The sequence below is a fragment of the Kitasatospora sp. NPDC087314 genome, from assembly GCF_044744365.1.
Taxonomy (GTDB): domain Bacteria; phylum Actinomycetota; class Actinomycetes; order Streptomycetales; family Streptomycetaceae; genus Kitasatospora.
In genome coordinates this window covers 197035-218393 of record NZ_JBIUYE010000012.1, presented here as the reverse complement: position 1 = coordinate 218393, position 21359 = coordinate 197035, and the positions used below count along the sequence as shown (strand labels likewise).

The following is a 21359-nucleotide window of genomic DNA, read 5'->3' as shown; positions in this document are numbered from 1 at the left end:
CGAGCGGAAGGGTCCTGAAACGAAGGGCCTTAAAGCGGGTAAACCGCATGCGTACGATGATCCTTCTGGCTCCCCCTCACGGCCTGGAGTGATCGACCGATGACGACGACGGCGAAGTTCGACCCCTGGTCGGCGGCGTTCGTGGCCCACCCGTACGACGCGTACGCCGAACTGCGCGAGCACGCGCCGGTGACGTACTTCGAGCCGACCGGGCAGTGGCTCGTCTCGCGCCACGAGGACGTCAGCGCGCTCCTGCGGGACCGGCGGCTCGGCCGTACCTACACCCACCGCTTCAGCCACCAGGAGTTCGGCCGGCCCGAGCCCGATCCGGCGCACGAGCCCTTCCACACCCTCAACGACCACGGGCTGCTCGACCTGGAGGCCCCCGACCACACCCGGATCCGCCGGCTGGTCTCCAAGGCCTTCACCCCGCGCATGGTCGAGGGCCTGCGGCCGACCGTGCAGCGGCTCGCCGGCGAACTCGTCGACGACCTGCTCGCGGCCGGCGGCGGTGACCTGATCGCCACCGTCGCCGAGCCGCTGCCGGTCGCCGTGATCGCCGAGATGCTCGGCGTACCGGAGAGCGACCGCCACCTGCTGCGGCCCTGGTCCGCCGACATCACCGGCATGTTCGAGCTGAATCCGACCGAGGAGGCCGCCCGCCGGGCCGTCACCGCGAGCACCGAGTTCTCCGACTACCTGCGCGCCCTCATCCGCGAGCGCCGCACCGCCCCCGGCGGCGACCTGATCAGCGCGCTGATCCAGGCCCAGGAGGGCTCCGACGCGCTCAGCGAGCAGGAGATGATCTCCACCTGCGTGCTGCTGCTCAACGCCGGCCACGAGGCGACCGTCAACACCACCGGCAACGGCTGGTGGGCGCTGTTCCGCAACCCCGGTGAACTCGCCCGGCTGCGCGGCTCGGTCGACGAGCTGCTGCCCACCGCCGTCGAGGAACTGATGCGCTGGGACACCCCGCTGCAGATGTTCGAGCGGTGGGTCCTGGAGGACATCGAGCTGCGCGGCGTCACCATCCCGCGCGGCTCCGAGATCGCCCTCCTCTTCGGCTCCGCCAACCGCGACCCCGAGCGCTTCACCGACCCCGACCGCCTCGACCTCGCCCGCACCGACAACCCCCACATCACCTTCGGCGCCGGAATCCACTTCTGTCTCGGCGCCCCCCTTGCCAGACTGGAGCTCACCGAGTCCTACGGCACCCTCCTGCGCCGCGCGCCGGAGCTGCGGCTGACCCGCGAACCCGAGTGGAACCCGGGCTACGTGATCCGGGGACTCAAGGAACTGCTGGTCGAGGTCTAGAGCCGAGGTCTGGATTCGCCGGGGCCCACCACGGCGAGTCGGCCTGGCCGTCCGACTGGGTCGGCCGGATCGAGCACCGGGACGAACCGCTCGCCCTCGGCGCGCTCCGGGACTGAACCGGGGCCCGGGGAACCGGGGTGGGGGGTGGCGCGTCGAAGGGCCATGACGAAGCGGAGTGCTGGAGGGCGGCGAGGCCTGCGCCGGGTGGCGGGGGCGGTGCTGGCCGGTGGGGTGCTGGTGGCCGGGTGCGGCAGTACGGCGGCCGACGGGCCCGCGGTGGTGCGGGCCTCGGGGTCGGCGAGTCGGGTGCCGGTGGATCCGGCGCAGGTGGCGGCGGTCTCGGCCGCCACCAACGCCTTCGGGCTGGATCTGCTGCACGCGCTGGCCGCGGCGCCGGACGGGGCGGGGCGCAATGTCGTCCTCTCGCCGTCCGGCCTGGCCACCGTGCTCGCCATGGTGCTGCCCGGGGCCCGCGGAGCCACCGCCGAGGAGCTGTCCAAGGCCCTGCACGCCGACCTCACCCCGCAGCAGTACGCGGCGGCGGTGGGCGCGCTCGACCGTTCGGTCCCGGCCGGCGGCCAGCTCACCCTGCGGCAGACGGACGACCTGTGGACGCAGCAGGGCCTGGCCGTCGCCCCGGAATACCTGGACACGCTCGCCGCCGCCTTCGACACCGGCGTGCACCCCGTCGACTTCGCCAAGGACCCGCAGGGCTCCCGCAAGAGCATCAACGCGGCCGTGGAGAAGGCCACCGAGGGACGGATCAAGGACCTCTTCGGCGAGCGGCAGATCACCGCCGACACCCGGCTGGCGCTCACCGACGCGCTCTACCTGAAGGCGAAGTGGGCCTCCGGGTTCAAGCCGGCGAACACCTCCGACCGGCCGTTCCACCGGCTGGACGGCTCCACCCCGTCCGTCGCCGCGATGAGCCAGACCGGCGCCTTCCGGTACGCCGAGGGCTCCGGCGGCATCGTCGGCGAGCCCTGGCAGGCCGTCGAACTCCCTTACGCGGGAGGAAAGTTGGCGATGGACCTGATCGTCCCCGCGCAGGGCGGGTTCGCCGCCTTCAGCAAGGGCCTGGACCAGGCTCAGCTCGACCGGATCCTCGGCGGGCTCGGCGAGCGGACCGTCGACCTGACCCTCCCGCGCTTCCGCTTCGACACCGCCAACGACCTCGTCCCCGTGCTGCGTTCGCTCGGCGTGAGGGCGGCGTTCGACGGCGCCGACTTCGGAGGGATCACCAAGGAGCCGCTGGCGCTCGGCACGGTGGTGCAGAAGGCCACCGTCGAGGTGGACGAGGACGGTACGGTCGCGGCGGCCGGTAGCGGCGCGGGGCTCGCCGCGGCGGCGGCCCCGGCCGCGCCGGAGTCCGTCCAACTGCACATCGACCGGCCGTTCCTGTTCCTGATCCGGGACACCGACGGCGGACGGCCGCTCTTCCTCGGCCAGGTCACCGACCCGTCGGTCCAAGACCGACCGTCTCAGTAGCTACCAGGCCGGGTAGCGCCCGCCGAGCGCCGGGTGGAGCGGGTCGCGGCTGCCGAACAGCACCAGCAGGTCGTCCGCGACCCGGAGCAGTTCGGCCCTGCCCTCGACCGCTCCGGCCCACTCGGCGGGCAGCGCCGCGGCGCCGTACGCGGCGCCGACCAGGTTGCCGCAGACCGCGCCGGTGGAGTCGCTGTCCCCGGAGTGGTTCACCGACAGCAGCAGCGCGGTGCGGACCGGGTCGGGATCGAGGGTGGCCGCCAGCAGCGAGTACACCGCGATGGCCAGGCACTCCTCGGCGATCCAGCCGAGCCCGACCCGCTCCACGGCCTCCGCCGAGGGCTGCGACTCCTGGGCCACCCGGACTGCCCGGGCCAGCGCCTGCACCGTCTCCTTGGAGGACGGCAGCTCGCGGATCTGCTCCACGGTCTCGCCGACCGCCGCCCACGGCTCGGTCCCGTTCGCGAGCCGCTCGACCAGCGCCGCGAAGGCGCCCGCCGCGAGGTAGCCGGTCGGGTGCCCGTGGGTGAGCTGGGCGCACTGCACGGCCAGCCCGAAGGCCAGCTCGGCACCCAGCCGGGCCAGGCCGAACGGCGCCGAGCGCATCACCGTGCCGCAGCCCTTGGAGTGCGCGTTGATCGGCCCCGGCTGCCCGACCGGGGACGGCGACTCGAACACCGGGTGCTCGGACATCCCGCTCAGGCAGGCGTTGCCCGGCGCCCGCTGCGCGTACAGGAAGGGCTGCTGCAGCAGCCAGCCGTCGTACGGGCGGGGCTGCGGCGCGGTGTCCGGCGAGGGCTGGTACTGGGTCAGCAGCCAGCGGCGGTAGGCGCCGTGGACGGCCTCCGGCACCGAGCCGCCGCCGCCCGTCCAGCCGCGGACGAAGCCGCGGATCAGCCCCTCGGCGGTGAACAGAGTCATCTGGGTGTCGTCGGTGACCTCGGCCGGCCCGGGGCCGACCGGCAGCCCGGCCACGCCGTCCGGCCCGTAGCGCTGCTGGATCTGGTGCAGCTGCTGGAACTCCACCGGCCAGCCCAGCGCGTCGCCGACGGCCCCGCCGAGCAGCGCCCCGCGCACCCGGTCCCGGTATCCCGACTCGACCGCCGACTCCGTCACGTGGTCCCCCTTGGTTCGTGGCGGACTACGTTCTATCAGGTCCGGCTGAAAGCGTGGTGCCACGACGTGTCCGACGGTTCCCGCCGGGCGTGCGGCCCCGTGGGCACGCGCAGGACGTGCCCTAGCTGCGGATCTCCCCGGCGCGTCCGTGCAGGGCGGCGCGGTCGGCGGCGGCCCGGCCGGCCGCCCAGCCCACGCCGTCGCTCACCCGTACGCGCTGCGAGACCAGCTTCGGGAACAGCCGGCCGACCTCCTGGTCCACCGCCTCGGAGCGGGCGGCGAGCGCGGGCAGCAGCCGCCCGTCCGGGACCAGCTGCTCCTCGGTGCCGTCCTCGCGCAGGTGCCGGCCGGCCGCGGCGGCGCTGGTGGCCCGTTCGGTGGCGGCCGTCAGCCGCTCGCGGATCCGCGCCGCGTAGGCGACCAGGAAGGACTGCCGGAACGCCTTGCTGCGCGAATCCCGCCGCGAGCCGACCTTGTTGAGCGCGTGCGTCGCCTGCACCAGCAGCGAGGTGTAGAGCAGCTCGACGCCGTCCAGATCGCCGTCGAAGCCGACGACGGTGCAGAAGCCGAACTCCTTGGCCCACACCACCCGGCACCGGTTGGCCGCCGCGACGGCGTCCAGCAGCATCGTCTTGGGTCCCTCGTACGGGTTGTCCACGCCGATCCGCAGCGCGGCCGGGATGTCGCGGTCGGCGCCGGCGGCGGCCAGCAGCGCCTCGTCGATGCTGTGCTGGGCCATCAGCTGCTGGGCCTTGGCGGTGAGCGCCTCGGCCTCCTCCGGGTACTCGGTGGACTCGGCCTTCGCCAGCAGCGCCCGGATCCGGGACAGCATCCGGGGCTCGCCGGGCACCGGACCGGGCCGGTGCGTCCGCGCCGGGGCCTGGCCCGGGGCGGGGCCGACCGGGGCGATCGGCGGCAGCCGGCCCCAGGTCCGCAGGAGTTCCAGGGCGGTGGTGGCGAGCGCGAAGCGGTCCAGCCGGTGCCGGTCGGCGAAGGCGCCGAGGTACTGCTCGTCGCCGGGCCACCACACCTCGGCCTCCAGCTCGCGCAGCTGCTCCTGCCAGCGCCGGTCGAGGGCGGCCGCGGAGTGCCGGCGGTTCTCGGCCGCGATCAGGTCCGCCGCGAGGGCCAGGTGGACGGGCTTCAGCTCGCGCCGGACCACTCGGGCCAGGTCGGCCGGGCGCCACCCGGCGGACCAGCAGCGGCCGACGGCGGTGTCCGCGTACCCGAGCAGCGCCCGGCTGACCGCGGGCCACTGCCCGGCCGAGGCGGCGAGCAGCGATGCTCCGGTGTCCAGGGCGAGGTCCAGCGCTTCGTCCGAGGCCGTCAGCACCGACCGCACCGCCTGCTCCAGCAGCGGGCCGGCGCCCCCGTCCCCGTCCTGCTGTGCGCGCTTGCCCACGGTGTGTCCCTGCTCTCCTCGACGGTCCGGCCCTTCCGCCCATGATGCCGGAGCGCCCGGCCCCTTCGACGGGACCGGGCGCTCGGGACGGGCCCGGGGGCTCAGCGCTCGACGGCCTTGGCCAGGATCTCCGGGGCGCGCTCCAGCAGCCTCCGGGCCGCGAAGCGGACGCCGAGGGCGGCGATCAGGGCGCCGTAGAGCGGGCCGAGCAGCAGGATCGGCCAGCTCGGGCTGCCGGAGTACAGCGTCCAGCCGAGGTAGCCGCTCACCGGCAGGGAGAGCAACGCCACACCGAGCAGCGAGCCGAACTGGTTGACCAGCAGCAGCCCACCCTGCCCGGGGGCGGCGTTGCGCATCGGGTTGTTGTCGGCCGGCATGGTGTACGGCGCGAGCACGCTGAGCGTCGAGCCGAGGGCGACGCCGCAGCCGAGCAGGGCGAGCGCGAGGCCGAGTGCGGCGGGCAGCTCGGACCAGCCGTCGGTGACGACGGCCAGGACGAACCCGAGCACCACCGTCACCGGGAGGGCGTACGACAGCACCGCGTAGGCCCGGCCGCGCAGTTCGTCCCGGGCGTCGGCCGGGGTGACCAGGGTGGCGGCGACCATCCAGAACGCCGAGCCGTCCATGCCGAACAGGTTGAGCATCTGCAGTCCGAGGAACATCCCGGTCATCGCCAGCAGGTAGACGCTTGACCAGCCCTGGACCACCGACAGCACGCAGATCACCAGCGTCATGCCGATGCTGGTGAACACCGCGGCCTTGGCCCGCGGCTCGCGCCAGGCGTACCGCAGGTGGCGCTGCATCACCGCGCCGGCCCGGCCCTCGGGCAGGAAGCTCCAGCCGCGCGAGCTCTGCACCCCGCGGGCCACCTCCAGGGTGGAGGAGTCGGCGGTGACCATCAGTTCCTGCAGGCTGCCGCGCCACCAGCGCAGCAGCAGCACGAGCAGCGCGCCGGCCGCGGCGAGCTGGAGCAGCGCCAGTCCGTACCGGCCCTCGCCGGCGGTGCGGGCCGCGTCCGCCGCGCTGACCGGCGGGAGCCAGCGCAGCACGGAGGCGATCGGCTTCAGCGGGCTGAGGTCGAGGGTGTCGCCGGGCCGCCCGAAGATGCTCTGCGAACCGATGTTGGCGGCCTGGGCGAGCAGCGCGAACAGCAGGCCGCCGAAGATCGCGAAGTCCTTGCCGCGCCGGCTGGAGAGCATCCGGGCGTTGCCGGCGGCGACCGCCCGGGAGAGCGTGACCAGGCAGAGCACGGCCAGCGGGACGCCGACCAGGGCGGCCGCGGCGGCGGCGCCGCCGTTCGCGCCGGACAGCGCCGCGCCGGTCACCAGCACCAGGCTGACCAGCGGGCCGGGCCCGATCAGCGCGGCCAGCAGCGAGCCGCGCAGCAGCGGGCCGGGCTGCAGCGGGAGCATGGTGAGCCGGGTCGGGTCGGCGCTCTCGTCGCTGGAGAAGAGGAACAGCGGCAGCGCGGCCCAGCCGAGGGTGAGCACGCCGAGCAGCATCACCCCGGCGTCCCCGGAACCGGCGAAGCGCCCGTTCATCATGGCGAGGGCGAAGGCGATGCCGGCCGCGAAGGCCAGGCCGACGACGCCGCCGATGACGTACACGGCGGTCCGGCCGGGGCTGCGGCGCAGGCCGTTGCGCAGCAGCCGCAGCTTGAGCGCCACCAGGGCGCGGACCACCGTCCGCCCGTCCGGCACCGGGGTACGGGCGGCTGCGGCGGCGCCGCTCACTGCCCGCCCCCGAGCTGCCCGCTGCCGAGCTGCCCGCTGGTGGCCTGCCCGCCGCCGAGCCAGCCGAGCGCCTGGCCGTCGTCCTCGCGGACGCCGATCAGGCCGAGGAAGGCCTCGTGCAGGCTGCGCCCGTCGCGCACGGCGTCCAGCGGGCCGTGGGCGATCACCCGGCCGGCGTTGACCACGGCGACCCAGTCGCAGAGCTGCTCGACCAGCTCCATGACGTGGCTGGAGAAGACCACCGTGGATCCGGCCGCCGCGTACCGCTTGAGCACGCCGCGGATGGTCTGCGCCGAGACCGGGTCGACGCCCTCGAAGGGTTCGTCGAGGAACAGCACGTCGGGGTTGTGCAGCAGCGCGGCGGCCAGACCGATCTTCTTGCGCATGCCGGTGGAGTAGTCGGCGACCAGCTTGTCGGCGTCGCGGGCGAGGTCCAGGACGGCCAGCAGCTCCTCGGCGCGCCGGTCCACCTCGGTGCCGGGCAGGCCGCGCAGCCGCCCGTTGTACTGCAGCAGTTCGCGGCCGCTGAGCCGCTCGAACATCCGCAGCCCCTCGGGCAGGATGCCGATCCGGGCCTTGACCGCGACCGGGTCGGCCCAGACGTCGCCGCCGTGGATGAGGACGGTGCCCTGGTCGGGCCGGAGCAGGCCGGTGACCATGGACAGCGTGGTGGTCTTGCCGGCGCCGTTCGGGCCGACCAGGCCGATGAAGGCGCCGGCCGGCAGCTCCAGGCTGAGTCCGGCAACGGCGGGTTGGCCGCCGAAGTGCTTCCACAACCCCTGGATGCTGACGGCGGAGGGGGGAACGGATCCGGATCGGTCGGACGGCGGCGGCGCTGACGCCTGCATGGCGGCCTTCTCTACTCGCTGGCGGGTGGGGTTCCTCAGGACCAGCCTGTCATTGCCCCGACAGGCTGTCGTCCGAGTTGAGGATCCCCTGAGCGAATGGGCCGAACGGGTGAGGCGCGCCGTCAGGGCGGCGTGTTCCGGCGGGTGTCGGGCTGAAATTGGCACCTACTCAGCTGCGCCGTTCGTCCTGCACTATGAGGAACAGCGAGGGGTGCGGGGCCGCGTCGGGTGCCGGGAGGTGGCGGATGGCCGTTCAACCGTGGGGCGCGTCGGGCCCCGGCGACCCGGACCGGCGTCCGGACGGCGGCCGGCCGCCCGCACCCGCCCCGCAGGCCGGGTTCCCCGCCGGGATGCGTGCCGGGCACGCGGACCGGGACCGGACGATCGACGTGCTGAAGGCCGCGTTCGCCGAGGGCCGGCTCTCCACCGAGGAGTACGAGCAGCGCCACGAGGAGGCGGCCGCCGCGCAGACCTACGGCCAGCTGGCCGGCCTGGTGGCCGATCTGCCCGTCGGCCCGATGCCCGCGCCGATGGCCTTCGCCGCCCCGCCCGTTCCGGCGACCTTCCTCCCGCCGCCTCCGTCGCCGGCCCGCTCGGTCAACGTGCTGGCGGTCACCTCGCTGGTGTTCGGCCTGACCGGCTTCTCGCTCCCGGCGGTGGTGGTCGGGCACGTCGCGAAGGCCCAGCCGAGCCGCCGCGACCGGGACGGCGACTGGATGGCCACCCTCGGCCTGGTCTTCGGCTACGTCGGCTGCGCGCTCTGGACGCTCGTGCTCCTGGTCCTGCTCCGCGTACCGGTCTGACCGGGCCGCTTCGCGGGGGCCGGCTCGGGCACCACGGGTGCGGGCCGCCTCCGGTGGCGGCGGGCGACGGCCTGTGGTAGAGCGGGTGAAGGGCGGTCCGACACCGGGTGGTCGCGTCCGGGACACTCCCGGGACATCCGGCCGAAGGTCGCGACCTGCGGCGTTGCATTTGTTTTGACCGAGCCCCATGCGCTAGGTACGCTCTGACCTTGTGCCTGGGGTGTCCCCGGGTCCTTGTGCGTGCATGCACACCGGTCGCCGCGCCGAGCCGGAGCGCCTTCCAGCGCCCCGCGCGTTGAGCGCCGTCGCTGTACATCAGCTCATGGGATTCCGTGTCGGAATACGCCCAACACACCCGACCGCGTGGGTCGACCACGGGGCCGTGTGTGAGGGATCACCGCAGGTTAGTTCCACCAAGCCTTGGCACACAGAAAACGGAGAAACGGTGCCTACGATCCAGCAGCTGGTCCGAAAGGGCCGGCAGGACAAGGTCGAGAAGAACAAGACTCCCGCGCTGAAGGGTTCCCCGCAGCGCCGTGGGGTCTGCACGCGTGTGTACACGACCACCCCGAAGAAGCCGAACTCGGCTCTCCGCAAGGTCGCCCGTGTGCGCCTCACCAGCGGGATCGAGGTCACCGCTTACATCCCGGGCGAGGGCCACAACCTGCAGGAGCACTCCATCGTGCTGGTGCGCGGTGGTCGTGTGAAGGACCTTCCTGGTGTCCGCTACAAGATCATCCGCGGCTCGCTTGACACCCAGGGTGTCAAGAACCGCAAGCAGGCTCGCAGCCGCTACGGCGCCAAGAAGGAGAAGTAAGAATGCCTCGTAAGGGCCCCGCCCCGAAGCGCCCGGTCATCATCGACCCGGTTTACGGCTCCCCGGTCGTCACCCAGCTGGTCAACAAGATCCTGCTGCACGGCAAGCGCTCCACCGCCGAGCGGATCGTCTACGGCGCCCTCGAGGGCGTCCGTGAGAAGACCGGCTCGGACCCGGTCGTCACGCTGAAGCGCGCGCTGGAGAACGTCAAGCCGGCCCTCGAGGTCAAGTCCCGCCGTGTCGGTGGCGCGACCTACCAGGTTCCGGTCGAGGTCCGTCCGGGCCGCGCCAGCACCCTGGCGCTGCGCTGGATGGTCGGTTACTCCCGCGCCCGTCGCGAGAAGACCATGACCGAGCGCCTGATGAACGAGATCCTCGACGCCAGCAACGGCCTGGGCGCTTCCGTGAAGCGTCGCGAGGACACCCACAAGATGGCCGAGTCCAACAAGGCCTTCGCGCACTACCGCTGGTAGTCCGAACCCCGTCACTAGACAGAGAGAGAACGAGCCACCATGGCTGCAACCTCCCTTGACCTCGCCAGGGTCCGCAACATCGGGATCATGGCGCACATCGACGCGGGCAAGACCACCACCACCGAGCGGATCCTGTTCTACACCGGCGTCTCGTACAAGATCGGTGAGGTCCACGATGGCGCTGCCACCATGGACTGGATGGAGCAGGAGCAGGAGCGCGGCATCACGATCACGTCGGCCGCGACGACCTGTCACTGGACGGTCGACGGCGTCGACAACACCATCAACATCATCGACACCCCGGGTCACGTCGACTTCACCGTCGAGGTGGAGCGTTCGCTGCGCGTCCTCGACGGTGCCGTGACGGTGTTCGACGGTGTCGCCGGTGTCGAGCCCCAGTCCGAGACCGTGTGGCGGCAGGCTGACCGCTACGGCGTCCCGCGCATCTGCTTCATCAACAAGCTGGACCGCACGGGCGCGAACTTCTTCTTCTGCGTCAAGACCATCGTGGACCGCCTCGGCGCGACCCCGCTGGTCATGCAGCTCCCGATCGGTGCCGAGGCGGACTTCAAGGGCGTTGTCGACCTTGTCCGCATGAAGGCGCTGGTCTGGTCCGCCGAGGCCGCCAAGGGCGAGATGTACGACGTCGTCGACATCCCGGCCGAGCTGGTGGAGCAGGCGAACGAGTACCGCGAGGCGCTCCTGGACGAGGTGTCGAACGTCAGCGATGACGTGATGATGCTCGCCATGGAGGGCGAAGAGGTCCCCGAGGAGCTGCTGTACGAGGCGATCCGCAAGGGCACCCTGGAGTCGGCCTTCACGCCGATCTTCTGCGGTACCGCGTTCAAGAACAAGGGCGTTCAGCCCCTGCTCGACGCGGTCGTCAAGTACCTGCCGTCGCCGCTGGACATCGAGTCGGTCGAGGGCACCAAGCCCAACGACCCGGAGACCAAGATCTCCCGCAAGGCCTCGGACGACGAGCCGCTCGCCGCGCTGGCGTTCAAGATCATGTCCGACCCGCACCTGGGCAAGCTCACCTTCGTCCGGATCTACTCCGGTCGCCTGGAGTCCGGCACCTCGGTGCTGAACGCCGTGAAGGGCAAGAAGGAGCGCATCGGCAAGATCTACCGCATGCACGCGAACAAGCGTGAGGAGATCGAGTCGGTGGGCGCCGGCGACATCGTCGCCGTCATGGGCCTGAAGCAGACCACCACCGGTGAGACGCTGTCCGACGAGAAGAACCCGGTCATCCTGGAGTCCATGGACTTCCCGGCCCCGGTCATCCGCGTCGCGATCGAGCCCAAGTCCAAGGGTGACCAGGAGAAGCTGGGTGTCGCCATCCAGCGTCTCGCGGAGGAGGACCCCTCCTTCCAGGTCAACACGGACGAGGAGACCGGCCAGACCATCATCGCGGGTATGGGCGAGCTGCACCTCGAGGTGCTGGTCGACCGTATGAAGCGTGAGTTCAAGGTCGAGGCCAACGTCGGCAAGCCGCAGGTCGCGTACCGCGAGACGATCCGTCAGGCCGTCGAGCGCATCGACTACACCCACAAGAAGCAGACCGGTGGTTCCGGTCAGTTCGCCAAGGTGCAGATCGCGATCGAGCCGCTCGAGCAGGCCGAGGGCTACGAGTTCCTCAACCTGGTCACCGGTGGCCGCGTGCCGCGGGAGTACATCCCGTCGGTCGACGCCGGCTGCCAGGAGGCCATGGAGTTCGGCGTGCTCGCCGGCTACCCGCTGCAGGGTGTCCGCGTGAAGCTGCTCGACGGTCAGTCGCACGACGTCGACTCCTCCGAGCTCGCGTTCAAGATCGCCGGTTCGATGGCCTTCAAGGAAGGCGCGAGGAAGGCCAAGCCGGTTCTTCTCGAGCCGATGATGGCCGTCGAGGTCACCACGCCCGAGGACTACATGGGCGACGTGATCGGCGACATCAACTCTCGCCGTGGCCAGATCCGGTCCATGGACGAGCGTCACGGTGCCCGCGTCGTCACGGCGCTGGTGCCGCTCTCCGAGATGTTCGGCTACGTCGGTGATCTGCGCAGCAAGACCTCTGGTCGCGCGAGCTACTCGATGCAGTTCGACTCGTACGCCGAGGTTCCGAAGGCCGTGGCGGAGGAGATCATCGCCAAGGCCAAGGGCGAGTAAGGACCGGCATCAGCCGGCTCCCTACGAGGCCGCAGGACATCCCGACATTCGGGACGATTGCGAACCCTTAGGCTATTAGGAGGCGTCCCGGGAGAATCCGGTCGGGTTCTCCCGGGGGCCTCCGGCCCCCACCCCGCGGGACGGTGCGAGGTGCTTCGGCACCCCGGGCCCAATCCCGATCAAAGACCAACTGACGTCAGCACGGCGTACAGAACTGTCCTCAGGAGGACTGCAGTGGCGAAGGCGAAGTTCGAGCGGACGAAGCCCCACGTCAACATCGGCACCATCGGTCACATTGACCACGGTAAGACGACCCTTACCGCGGCCATCACCAAGGTGCTGCACGACGCGTACCCGGAGATCAACCCCTTCACGCCGTTCGACCAGATCGACAAGGCGCCGGAGGAGCGGCAGCGCGGTATCACCATCTCGATCGCGCACGTCGAGTACCAGACCGAGGCGCGTCACTACGCCCACGTCGACTGCCCGGGTCACGCGGACTACATCAAGAACATGATCACCGGTGCGGCCCAGATGGACGGTGCGATCCTCGTCGTCGCCGCCACCGACGGCCCGATGCCGCAGACCAAGGAGCACGTCCTCCTGGCCCGCCAGGTCGGCGTCCCCTACATCGTCGTCGCCCTGAACAAGGCCGACATGGTGGACGACGAGGAGATCCTGGAGCTCGTCGAGCTCGAGGTCCGCGAGCTCCTCTCGGAGTACGAGTTCCCGGGCGACGACCTGCCGGTCGTCCGCGTCTCCGCGCTGAAGGCGCTGGAGGGCGACAAGGAGTGGGGCGAGAAGCTCCTCGGCCTGATGCACCAGGTCGACGAGGCCATCCCGACCCCGGCCCGCGCCGTGGACCAGCCGTTCCTGATGCCGATCGAGGACGTCTTCACGATCACCGGTCGTGGCACCGTCGTCACCGGTCGTATCGAGCGTGGCATCCTCAAGGTCAACGAGACTGTCGACATCATCGGCATCAAGGAGACCAAGACCACCACCACGGTCACCGGCATCGAGATGTTCCGCAAGCTGCTCGACGAGGGCCAGGCCGGTGAGAACGTCGGTCTGCTGCTCCGTGGCATCAAGCGCGAGGACGTCGAGCGCGGCCAGGTCATCATCAAGCCGGGTTCGGTCACGCCGCACACCGACTTCGAGGCCCAGGCCTACATCCTGTCGAAGGACGAGGGTGGTCGTCACACCCCGTTCTTCAACAACTACCGCCCGCAGTTCTACTTCCGCACCACGGACGTGACCGGCGTCGTGACCCTCCCCGAGGGCACCGAGATGGTCATGCCGGGCGACAACACCGGCATGACGGTCGCGCTGATCCAGCCGATCGCCATGGAGGAGGGCCTGAAGTTCGCCATCCGTGAGGGTGGTCGTACCGTCGGCGCCGGCCAGGTCACCAAGATCATCAAGTAATTGATGCTCTGACACTTGACCTCTGGTCAGGGAGGGCTTGGTGGAGATCCCAGGATCTCCACCAAGCCCTCTGTCTTTGTGCGAAAAAGGATCAACTAGGATCGCGGCATATCGCCGGACTGAATCCGGGCGCAAGGGTGCCCGTGACAGGGGATGGGGTTTCTGGGTCTCGATGGAAAGACTCCGCACCATGGTGGCCGCGCGTACCTCGTCCGGCGAGACCGCGCCGGACGACACCCCCGGGCCCGTACGTTCTTCCGCCGGTAAGCCGGCCCGCAGCCTGCCGGTGCTCGGCGCTGCCGTACTGGCGTCCTGGCTGGTGCCGGCCGCGCTGATCTCGACCGGCCTCGGGATCGTGCTCCTGCCGCTGCTGGTCCTGGCGGTCGGCTCGGTGATCAAGGTCGGCGGTGTGCTGCTGGACCGCCTGGTGGCGGCCGCCCTGATCGTCGCCGGCAGTGTGGTCGTCCTCGGCCTCCTGTTCTCGGTCTGGCCCTGGGGGATCGACCCGATACCCACCTCCGGCGTGCTGTTCTCCGGCGTGGCGCTGATCGGCTGGCTGAGCCGCCGTGCGCCGAGGCTGCCGCTGCGCTTCCGGCCGTCCGACCTGATGGTGCTCGGCACCGGTGCCGTGCTCTGGCACTACCTGCACAAGCCGCTGGTCGGCAAGGGGCCGGGCTGGCGGATGGAGTTCCTGTCCACCGCCGAGGACCGGCTGAACCACTTCTCCTACTTCGTCGGCATCGAGCACGTCGGCGGCTACAACTTCCTGCACCAGGAGGCCGCGAAGGCCTACATGATGGGGCCGTCCGAGGCGGTCTACCCGCAGGGCTCCCACTTCCTGCTCGCCTGGGTGGACTCGCTGGTCCGATCCAGCACGGACCTGGGCACGCCGCTCGACGCGATGAACCGCTACCTGCTCTACATCCTGGCCGCGTACGCGCTGCTGGGCGTGGCGCTGGTCTGGGGCGCCCGCTGGATCGGCGGACCGAGGCTGCGCGGTTGGCGCACCGCCGCGGTCTGCGGGACGGTTGCCGCGCTGGTGCTCGGCAGCAACTACGCCGACCTCGTCCCGCACGGCTTCGACTCGACGATCATCGGCCTGCTGATGGTCGCCCTGCTGAGCGCCTTCCTGATCCGGCCGGCCATGCGGACGCCGGAGTTCATCGTGCTCGCCGCGCTCGGCCTGATCACCGTCACCTACGTCTACAACCTCTTCGGTGCGGTCGCCGGCGTGGCGCTGGTGGCCGCCCTGGCCGTCCACCGCCGCCGGTTCCGGCTCCGCCGCTGGCCGCTCTACGCGTTGATCGCCGTGGTCACCCTCGGCCTGGCCGGGCTGCCCAGCGTGATCTCCGTGCTCTCCCAGCTCGACGTCGCCGGTGCCTCCAACCTGGGCGGCCCGAGCGTCGCGGCGGACCGAACGGTCCTGATCGGAGGCCTGCTGCTGGCCGTCCTCGCCGCCGCCGCGCCGGCCAACCGCCGGACCGGCACCGGCCGGGCGCAGCTCGCCCTGGTGCTCGGCGCCGGGGCGGTGATCTGCGGCTTCGCCGCGTACCAGATGCACAGCATCGGCCACGTCTCGTACTACTTCGAGAAGCTGGCCGGCACCGGGGTGGTGATCGCGCTGATCTCGCTCGGCGCGGTCGGCCCGCTGTTGAAGACCGGCCCGAAGACCACGACCACCGTGCTGCGGCGCCGGGCGGGCGACGCCGTCCTGTCGGTGCTCTCGGTGGCGACCGCGCTCAGCCTGTTCGCCGGCGTCCAGTGGGGCATGGAGTCCTTCAAGTCGGTGCCCTCGGCCTGGCACGACAACCGGCTGATGGCGTGGAGCCGCGGCGAGTCGTGGAGCGACATCGGCCCGCGCAACGGTGAGAGCGTGCTCGGCGACCTCGCCGACGTCTCCGGCCCGGTGATGGTGCTCTACTCCAATGACGACTACAAGAACCTCAAGTCCACCTGGCTCGCATCGCTGCTGCGCAACCGCGGCGGCGACATCCTGCCGTTGTACGAGGCGCACTGGGTGAACATCGGTGCCGCCGAGCGGCCGGAGCCGGAGTACCAGGCGGCCATGGAGCATGTCCGCAAGGGCGCGCGGCAGCTGGGTGAGCCGATGACCGTGGTGGTGGCCGACCCGGCCACCGGCGAACGGATGCGCAAGGACCTCGTCGGCTTCCAGCCGGAGATCACCGTGGTGGTCAGGCCGGGCAGCGCCTGGGGTCACCCCTGGGACCGGAGCTTCCCCGGGACCTGATCCACCGGCCCGGGAGTACCGGGCCGCCGTCCGTACGACGCGGGGCGCCGTCCTACCAAGGCGGCGCCCCGTCGGCGCTCCGGTAGGGGAGTTCTCCGCTCTCATCCAGGGCACAGCGAGTCTCATCAGGGGCTCACCACCGGCTGCTATTGTCGGCGGCAATCCAGCCCCACCAGCGGAAAGCGGGACCAACTCATGTCGACAGCGCCACAGTTGTCGGTGGTCATGCCGATCTACAACGAGCAGGAGGCGCTTCCGCTGACCGTCGAGCGGCTGCGGCCGATCCTCGACGAGCTCGGGATCGACTACGAGGTGGTCGGCGTCGACGACGGGAGTACCGACGCCACCCCGGTCCTGATGCAGAAGATCCGGCAGGACTGGCCCGAGTTCCGGATCATCCGCTTCGCCCGCAACTCCGGCCACCAGGCCGCGCTCAAGGCCGGCCTGGACCGGGCGTTCGGCGACTACGTGGTGAGCATCGACGCGGACCTGCAGGACCCGCCGGAGAAGATCCCGGAGATGCTCTCGCTCGCCCGCGAGCAGAACCTCGACATCGTCTACGGCGTGCGCGGCGACCGCGGTACGGACAGCTTCTTCAAGCGGCGGACGGCCGGCGCCTACTACGGGCTGATGCGCAGGCTGGTCGGCAAGCGGATGCCCAGCCAGGCAGGCGACTACCGCCTGCTCAGCCGCCCCGCGGTGGACGCGCTCAAGGCGCTGCCCGAGCACCAGCCGGTCTACCGGCTGCTGGTGCCGTGGCTGGGCTTCCCCAGCGGCGAGGTGGTCTACGTCCGCGAGGAGCGGGTGGCCGGAGCCACGCACTACCCGCTGGGCAAGATGGTCCGGCTGGCGCTGGACAGCGTCACCAACTTCTCCGCCGCCCCGCTGCGGCTGGCGACCTGGCTCGGGCTGTTCAGTTTCCTGGTCTGCCTCGGCCTCGTGGCCTACACCGCGATCGAACACGTGCTCGGCAACACCGTTCCCGGGTGGTCGTCGTTGTTCATCGGAATGCTGTTCATCGGCGCCGTCCAGCTGATCTGTGTGGGCCTGCTCGGCGAGTACGTCGGCCGGATCTACTCGGCGGTCCAGGCCAGGCCCGCCTACTTCATCGGCTACGACTCGGCCGAGGAACGGGCCAGGACCGGAGCGGAGAAGTTCACCGACTGCGTCCGCTAGCGCGCCGGGGGCGGCCCGGTACTCGCGAGGAGGCACGACGGTGGACGGGTCCGAGACGGCTGATCTGGGCAGCGGCACCGAGGTGTCGGCCGGTGGCGGATCCGATTCCTCGGCGCCGACCCGGGCCGGGCGCCCGGCACTGCGCCTGCTGCCGCCGCTGGTGGCGTGCCTCGCGGTGGTCGCCGTGCTGCTCGTCTCCGACACGCCCCCCGCGGACGTCGCCCGCTACGCGTTCTACGCGCTCTGGGCCGTTCTGCTTCCGGGCACCCTGGTGTTCCGAGCCCTGCGCCGTCACCCGCACACCCTGATCGAGGACCTCGTGCTGGGGGCCGTCACCGGGCTGGTGCTCGAACTCGCCGCGTGGGCCGTGCTCGTCCGGCTCGGTCTGCAGTCGGCCGCCGCGCTCTGGCCGCTCGCCGTGGCCGTTCCGTTCGCCGCGGTGCCCGCGCTGCGCCGGCACTGGCGCCCGCGAGGGTACGTGCGGCTCCCGCTGAGCTGGTCCTGGGCGGTGGCCGGCCTGGTCGTGATGACCGCCGGCTACTACTACGAGGTCTTCCTGGCCCGCTTCCCGATCCTGCCGACGGGGGAGCGGGGACGGATCTACGGTGATCTCCCCTACCTGATCTCGCTCGCAGGGAACGCCAAGCACCAGATGCCGCTGACCTTTCCGCAGGCGGCCGGCGAACCGCTGCACTACCACTGGTTCACCTTCGCGCACATGGCGATGTCGAGCCTGGTCGGCGGCATCGACCTGCCGGTGGTCGCGATGCGTCTGATGGTGCCCGCGCTGAGTGCGCTCACGGCACTGGCCGTCGTGGTGGCCGGGCACCGCCTGACCGGTCGGCTCTGGGCCGGACCCGTCGCGGTCGTCCTGCTCATGGCAGTGGGCGAGTTCACCGCGACGTACCCCAACAACGTGGAGTCCTGGGCCTTCGGCGCCCCGGTCGTGCGGCTGATGTCCTGGGCCAGCCTCTCGCTGACGTACAGCCAGCCGTTGCTGATCGCCCTGGCCGTCGTGGTCGGGGACGTGCTACGCGGCCGCGGCGGAGGGCCCGGCCGGGGCGGGGTGCCGCCGTTCGGGCGTGGCGTCTTCGTCCTGACGGCGCTCTTCGCGCTGGCCTCCAGCGCCGCCAAGGCCAGCTCCCTGCCGGTCACCCTGGGCGGCCTGGCGGCGGCCGGGCCGGCGCTGCTGGTCGCGACCCGGCGGATCCCCTGGCGGGTGGTGGCGCTCGGCGGGATCCTGCTGGGGGCCCAACTGTTCGCCACCGCGCTGGTCTTCGACTTCGCGAGCTACGGGCTGGAGATCGTCCCGTTCGGGAACGTGCGGCAGTACTGGGCCGACCCACAGGGGCTGCGGTCGGCCCCGGTCCAGGCGGTGGCCGTGCTGGCGACCATGGCCGCGTTCCTGCTCAACCACCAGCTGCGGCTGCTCGGCGCGCTGCCGCTGCTCTGGAGCCGGCGGCTGCGGCTCGACGCGGTGCAGTGGTTCCTGCTCGGCGCCGCGCTGGCCGGGCCCGTCGCGTACCTGCTGGTCGCCGGGTTCAACGCGAGCTACTTCACCATCGCGTCGGCCCCGTACGCCGCACTGATCTCCGCCTGGGGCTGGTGCGAACTGGCCGAGCGGGCGTTGCTGCCACGCCGGGCCGGAGCGGCCCTCGCGGTCGGCGTGGTCGCGGTGGCCGCCGCACTCACCTGGCTGACCTACCGGTACGCGGAGCGGTGGGCCGACGCCGCGGTGCGGGCACTGGCCCGGGGTGCGCAGGGCCGCTCGTACGTGCCGTTGGCCGCGCTGCTGGCGGCCGGACTCGTCGTCGCGGTCCTGGCGGTGCTGGGCGCGCTGCTCTGGCGGGGCGCCGGCCGGGCCGTGCCGCCACTGCGCGGCCGGGGCGGGATCGTGCTGGTCACCGGCCTGTTCGCGGTGGCGCTGCCGGGCCTGCCGCTGGACGTCCTGCAGGCCCGGCAGTACACCTGGGACGGCACCTGGGTGCTGTCCGGCCGCCAGGTCGAGGCGGCTCGCTGGATCCGGGCCCACAGCCGCCCCACGGACGTGCTCGCCACCAACAGCCACTGCTGGCAGTACGACGCCCAGGCGGACGCCCGGACCTGCGACAACTACCGCTCGCAGTGGCTCAGCGCGTACTCCGAGCGGTCCGTCCTGGTGGAGGGCTGGGCGTACGCGCCGCGGATGGTCGCCCGGGCCGAGGGCGGGGTGAAGGCCCAGGAACCGTTCTGGGACCAGGACCTGTTCAGGCTCAATGAGGACGCGGTGTACCGTCCTACCGCAGAACTGATCCAGCGGCTGCGGCGTGACCACCGGGTGCGGTTCCTGGTGGTCGACCGGAAGACGGGCGCCGAGTCACCCCGGCTGAGGGAGTTCGCCCAGCCGGTCTTCGACAATGGGCGGGTCGCCGGCTACCGGCTCCCCTGACCGACGAACGGACGGACGGGTACTCCGCGATGCTTTCCACGGACGACAGGAGCGGGCAGCCGCAGGCCGACGGGCAACCGGTGCGCCGCCAGCTGCCCTCCTTCCTGGTGATCGGTGTCCTCAGCACCCTCTTCTACCTGGGACTGTTCGTGGCCGCGCGCCGGTTCACCGACCCACAGGCGGCCAACCTGATCGCGCTGGCGGTCAGCGCGGTGGCCAACACGGCGGCCAACCGCCGATTCACCTTCGGGATCACCGGCTCCGAGGGGGCGGTGCGCCACCAGCTCCAGGGCGCTGTCGCGTTCCTGATCGGCCTGGGACTGAGCGCCGGCGTGCTGGCCCTGCTCGACCTCGCGGTGCCCGACGCCTCGCGGGCGGTCGAGGTGACCGGTCTGGTCGTGGCGAACGGGCTGGCCACCGTCGTCCGCTTCCTGCTGATGAAGGTCTGGGTCTTCCGCGGCCGTTGAGCCGGGTCCGTAGACGCGGGAGCGCCCGCCCGGGACGACCGGGCGGGCGCTCTGCCGTGTGCGGCGAGGCGTCAGGCGGACACCTTGGGCGGTTCCCCGGCCGTCGGCACCGGCTGTGGCGCGGCGAGCGGATCGGCACCGGCCGCGGCCCGGGCGGCGCTGCGCTCCTTGAGCTTGCGCACCGGCCAGGGCGTCCAGTTCTTGGCCTTCATCAGCGGCGACTCCAGCAGGTGCCAGGAGAGCGCGGCCAGCACCACGGTGCCGACCATGGCGAGGGCCAGGTAGACCGGCTTGCCGTGCTTGGCGTAGCCCAGCATGGCCAGCGCCTGCTCGACGGTGAACCCGTAGATGTAGATGCCGTACGAGTAGTCGCGCTTGCGGCCGATCTTCTGGAACGGCCCGGGGAGCCGGATGGCCAGCCAGAGCAGCAGGTAGGCGAAGGCCGGGTAGCCGAAGACGAACAGGCCGCCGGTCCACAGGGTGAGGCCGAACACGACCGCGCAGATCAGCGCCAGGCCGTCGTGGATGACCAGCCGCTCGCGGTAGAGCTGGAAGGTCGCGCCGATCATGAAGACGAAGACCAGGTGGATGATGAAGTGCACCGACATCGCGCCGAGGAACGGCACGTAGACGGCGGAGCCCGTGTCGCCCGGGATGCCGCGCAGGGTGGGCATGTTCACCCAGTCGCGCAGGATGAGGATCCACAGGCCCAGTGCCAGCAGCGGCACGAACTTGCGGGCGCGCTGCAGGACGCCGCCCGCAGCCATCAGGCCGATGATGACGTAACAGAGGATCTCGTACTTCAGCGACCAGAGCGCGCCGTTGACGCCGATGTCGTAGTTGGTACCGCGGTTACGGCCCTCCTCGATCACGCCGGAGATGTCCCAGCCGGTGCTGATCGAGGTGTTCCAGGTGCCCTTGAGGTAGCTCACCGGGCCCTGCGGGTGGTGCCAGTAGCCGCTGAAGGTGCCGTGCTGCCAGTGGTACAGCAGCGGGATGATCACCAGTGCCGAGACCAGCAGGGAGCCCCAGAGCCCGGGCAGGATGCGCAGTGCGCGGTGCCAGGAGTACCGCCCGATCGGGGTCCGGGCGCCACTGGCGCTGATCATGAACCCGGAGAGCACGAAGAACCCGATGACCGCCATCTTGCCGATGTCGGTCTGCTGGCCGCTCTTGATCCACAGCGGGTCGAGGTGCCCCCACGCGATCGGGTACATGTGGGAGAGGACGACCGCCGAGGCGAGCAGCAGCCGCAGTAGGCCGAAGCTGTTGGCCCGGCCCGAGTACAGCTCGGCGAGGGTCCCGCGCCGACCGGGCAGCGCGGACAGCCACCCGCCGGGTCGGTTACCGCGGGACTGGGGCCTGCCCGGCGAGGAGAGCCTGCGAGACATGGAAAAGATCATGCTTTCCTGGAAGGGGTGACCAGGCGGTGGCCCGGCGCACAGGCCCGATCGGGTCCTCGTCGGATCCTATCGA

Annotated in this window: 16 protein-coding genes; 11 read left to right on the top strand and 5 right to left on the bottom strand. The window is 71.3% G+C overall.

Features of this window, described 5'->3' with window-relative positions; translation table 11 throughout:
• The first annotated feature begins 99 nt into the window (after positions 1-99).
• Together ACIO5E_RS26190 and ACIO5E_RS26185 are read left to right on the top strand one after the other, a co-directional pair.
• Positions 100-1314, top strand: coding sequence for a cytochrome P450 (locus tag ACIO5E_RS26190; RefSeq protein WP_400672114.1), 1215 nt, complete (start codon positions 100-102; stop codon positions 1312-1314).
• Between the two features lie 162 nt (positions 1315-1476).
• A complete protein-coding gene (locus ACIO5E_RS26185; protein WP_400672112.1) occupies positions 1477-2802 on the top strand; it encodes a serpin family protein in 1326 nt (441 codons plus the stop codon).
• Here the strand turns inward: ACIO5E_RS26185 and ACIO5E_RS26180 are convergent, their stop codons facing one another.
• The 4 genes from ACIO5E_RS26180 to ACIO5E_RS26165 form a co-directional block, all read right to left on the bottom strand.
• Positions 2803-3915, bottom strand: a complete 1113-nt coding sequence (locus ACIO5E_RS26180) for an ADP-ribosylglycohydrolase family protein (protein ID WP_400672109.1) — start codon at positions 3913-3915, stop codon at positions 2803-2805.
• A gap of 121 nt (positions 3916-4036) precedes the next feature.
• On the bottom strand, positions 4037-5317 hold the full coding sequence (locus tag ACIO5E_RS26175; RefSeq protein ID WP_400672107.1) for a DUF2786 domain-containing protein: 1281 nt from the start codon (positions 5315-5317) through the stop codon (positions 4037-4039).
• A gap of 101 nt (positions 5318-5418) precedes the next feature.
• On the bottom strand, positions 5419-7050 hold the full coding sequence (locus tag ACIO5E_RS26170; protein WP_400672105.1) for a transporter: 1632 nt from the start codon (positions 7048-7050) through the stop codon (positions 5419-5421).
• Positions 7047-7898: an ABC transporter ATP-binding protein gene (locus tag ACIO5E_RS26165; RefSeq protein WP_400672102.1), complete on the bottom strand. Its 852-nt coding sequence runs from the start codon at positions 7896-7898 to the stop codon at positions 7047-7049. The genes ACIO5E_RS26170 and ACIO5E_RS26165 overlap by 4 nt, the downstream gene beginning before the upstream one ends.
• Before the next feature lie 245 nt (positions 7899-8143).
• On the opposite strand from ACIO5E_RS26165, the gene ACIO5E_RS26160 reads away from it, so the two are divergent.
• From ACIO5E_RS26160 to ACIO5E_RS26120, 9 genes are all read left to right on the top strand, one after another.
• Positions 8144-8701 (top strand): DUF1707 and DUF4190 domain-containing protein, encoded by a 558-nt coding sequence (locus ACIO5E_RS26160; protein WP_400672100.1) that lies wholly within the window; start codon positions 8144-8146, stop codon positions 8699-8701.
• 445 nt (positions 8702-9146) lie between these two features.
• A complete protein-coding gene (rpsL, locus tag ACIO5E_RS26155; protein ID WP_014144289.1) occupies positions 9147-9518 on the top strand; it encodes a 30S ribosomal protein S12 in 372 nt (123 codons plus the stop codon).
• A 2-nt stretch (positions 9519-9520) separates the two neighbouring features.
• Complete coding sequence (rpsG, locus tag ACIO5E_RS26150) at positions 9521-9991, top strand: 30S ribosomal protein S7 (RefSeq protein WP_030055803.1); 471 nt, start codon at positions 9521-9523, stop codon at positions 9989-9991.
• Positions 9992-10030: 39 nt separating this feature from the next.
• Complete coding sequence (gene fusA, locus ACIO5E_RS26145; protein WP_280675179.1) at positions 10031-12136, top strand: elongation factor G; 2106 nt, start codon at positions 10031-10033, stop codon at positions 12134-12136.
• Positions 12137-12370: 234 nt separating this feature from the next.
• The gene (gene tuf / locus ACIO5E_RS26140; RefSeq protein WP_400672098.1) at positions 12371-13564 is read left to right on the top strand and encodes an elongation factor Tu; all 1194 of its coding nucleotides are present in this window, start codon (positions 12371-12373) and stop codon (positions 13562-13564) included.
• A gap of 190 nt (positions 13565-13754) precedes the next feature.
• Positions 13755-15812, top strand: coding sequence for a hypothetical protein (locus ACIO5E_RS26135; RefSeq protein ID WP_400672096.1), 2058 nt, complete (start codon positions 13755-13757; stop codon positions 15810-15812).
• A gap of 195 nt (positions 15813-16007) precedes the next feature.
• The gene (locus ACIO5E_RS26130; protein WP_400672094.1) at positions 16008-16988 is read left to right on the top strand and encodes a glycosyltransferase family 2 protein; all 981 of its coding nucleotides are present in this window, start codon (positions 16008-16010) and stop codon (positions 16986-16988) included.
• Between the two features lie 40 nt (positions 16989-17028).
• Positions 17029-19416, top strand: coding sequence for a hypothetical protein (locus ACIO5E_RS26125; RefSeq protein ID WP_400672091.1), 2388 nt, complete (start codon positions 17029-17031; stop codon positions 19414-19416).
• Between the two features lie 29 nt (positions 19417-19445).
• Positions 19446-19883 carry a GtrA family protein gene (locus ACIO5E_RS26120; RefSeq protein WP_400672089.1) on the top strand — a complete coding sequence of 146 codons (438 nt, stop codon included), beginning with the start codon at positions 19446-19448 and terminating at the stop codon, positions 19881-19883.
• Positions 19884-19954: 71 nt separating this feature from the next.
• Here ACIO5E_RS26120 and ACIO5E_RS26115 read toward each other — a convergent pair whose 3' ends face one another.
• On the bottom strand, positions 19955-21274 hold the full coding sequence (locus ACIO5E_RS26115; RefSeq protein ID WP_400672086.1) for an acyltransferase family protein: 1320 nt from the start codon (positions 21272-21274) through the stop codon (positions 19955-19957).
• Between the last annotated feature and the right edge of the window lie 85 nt (positions 21275-21359).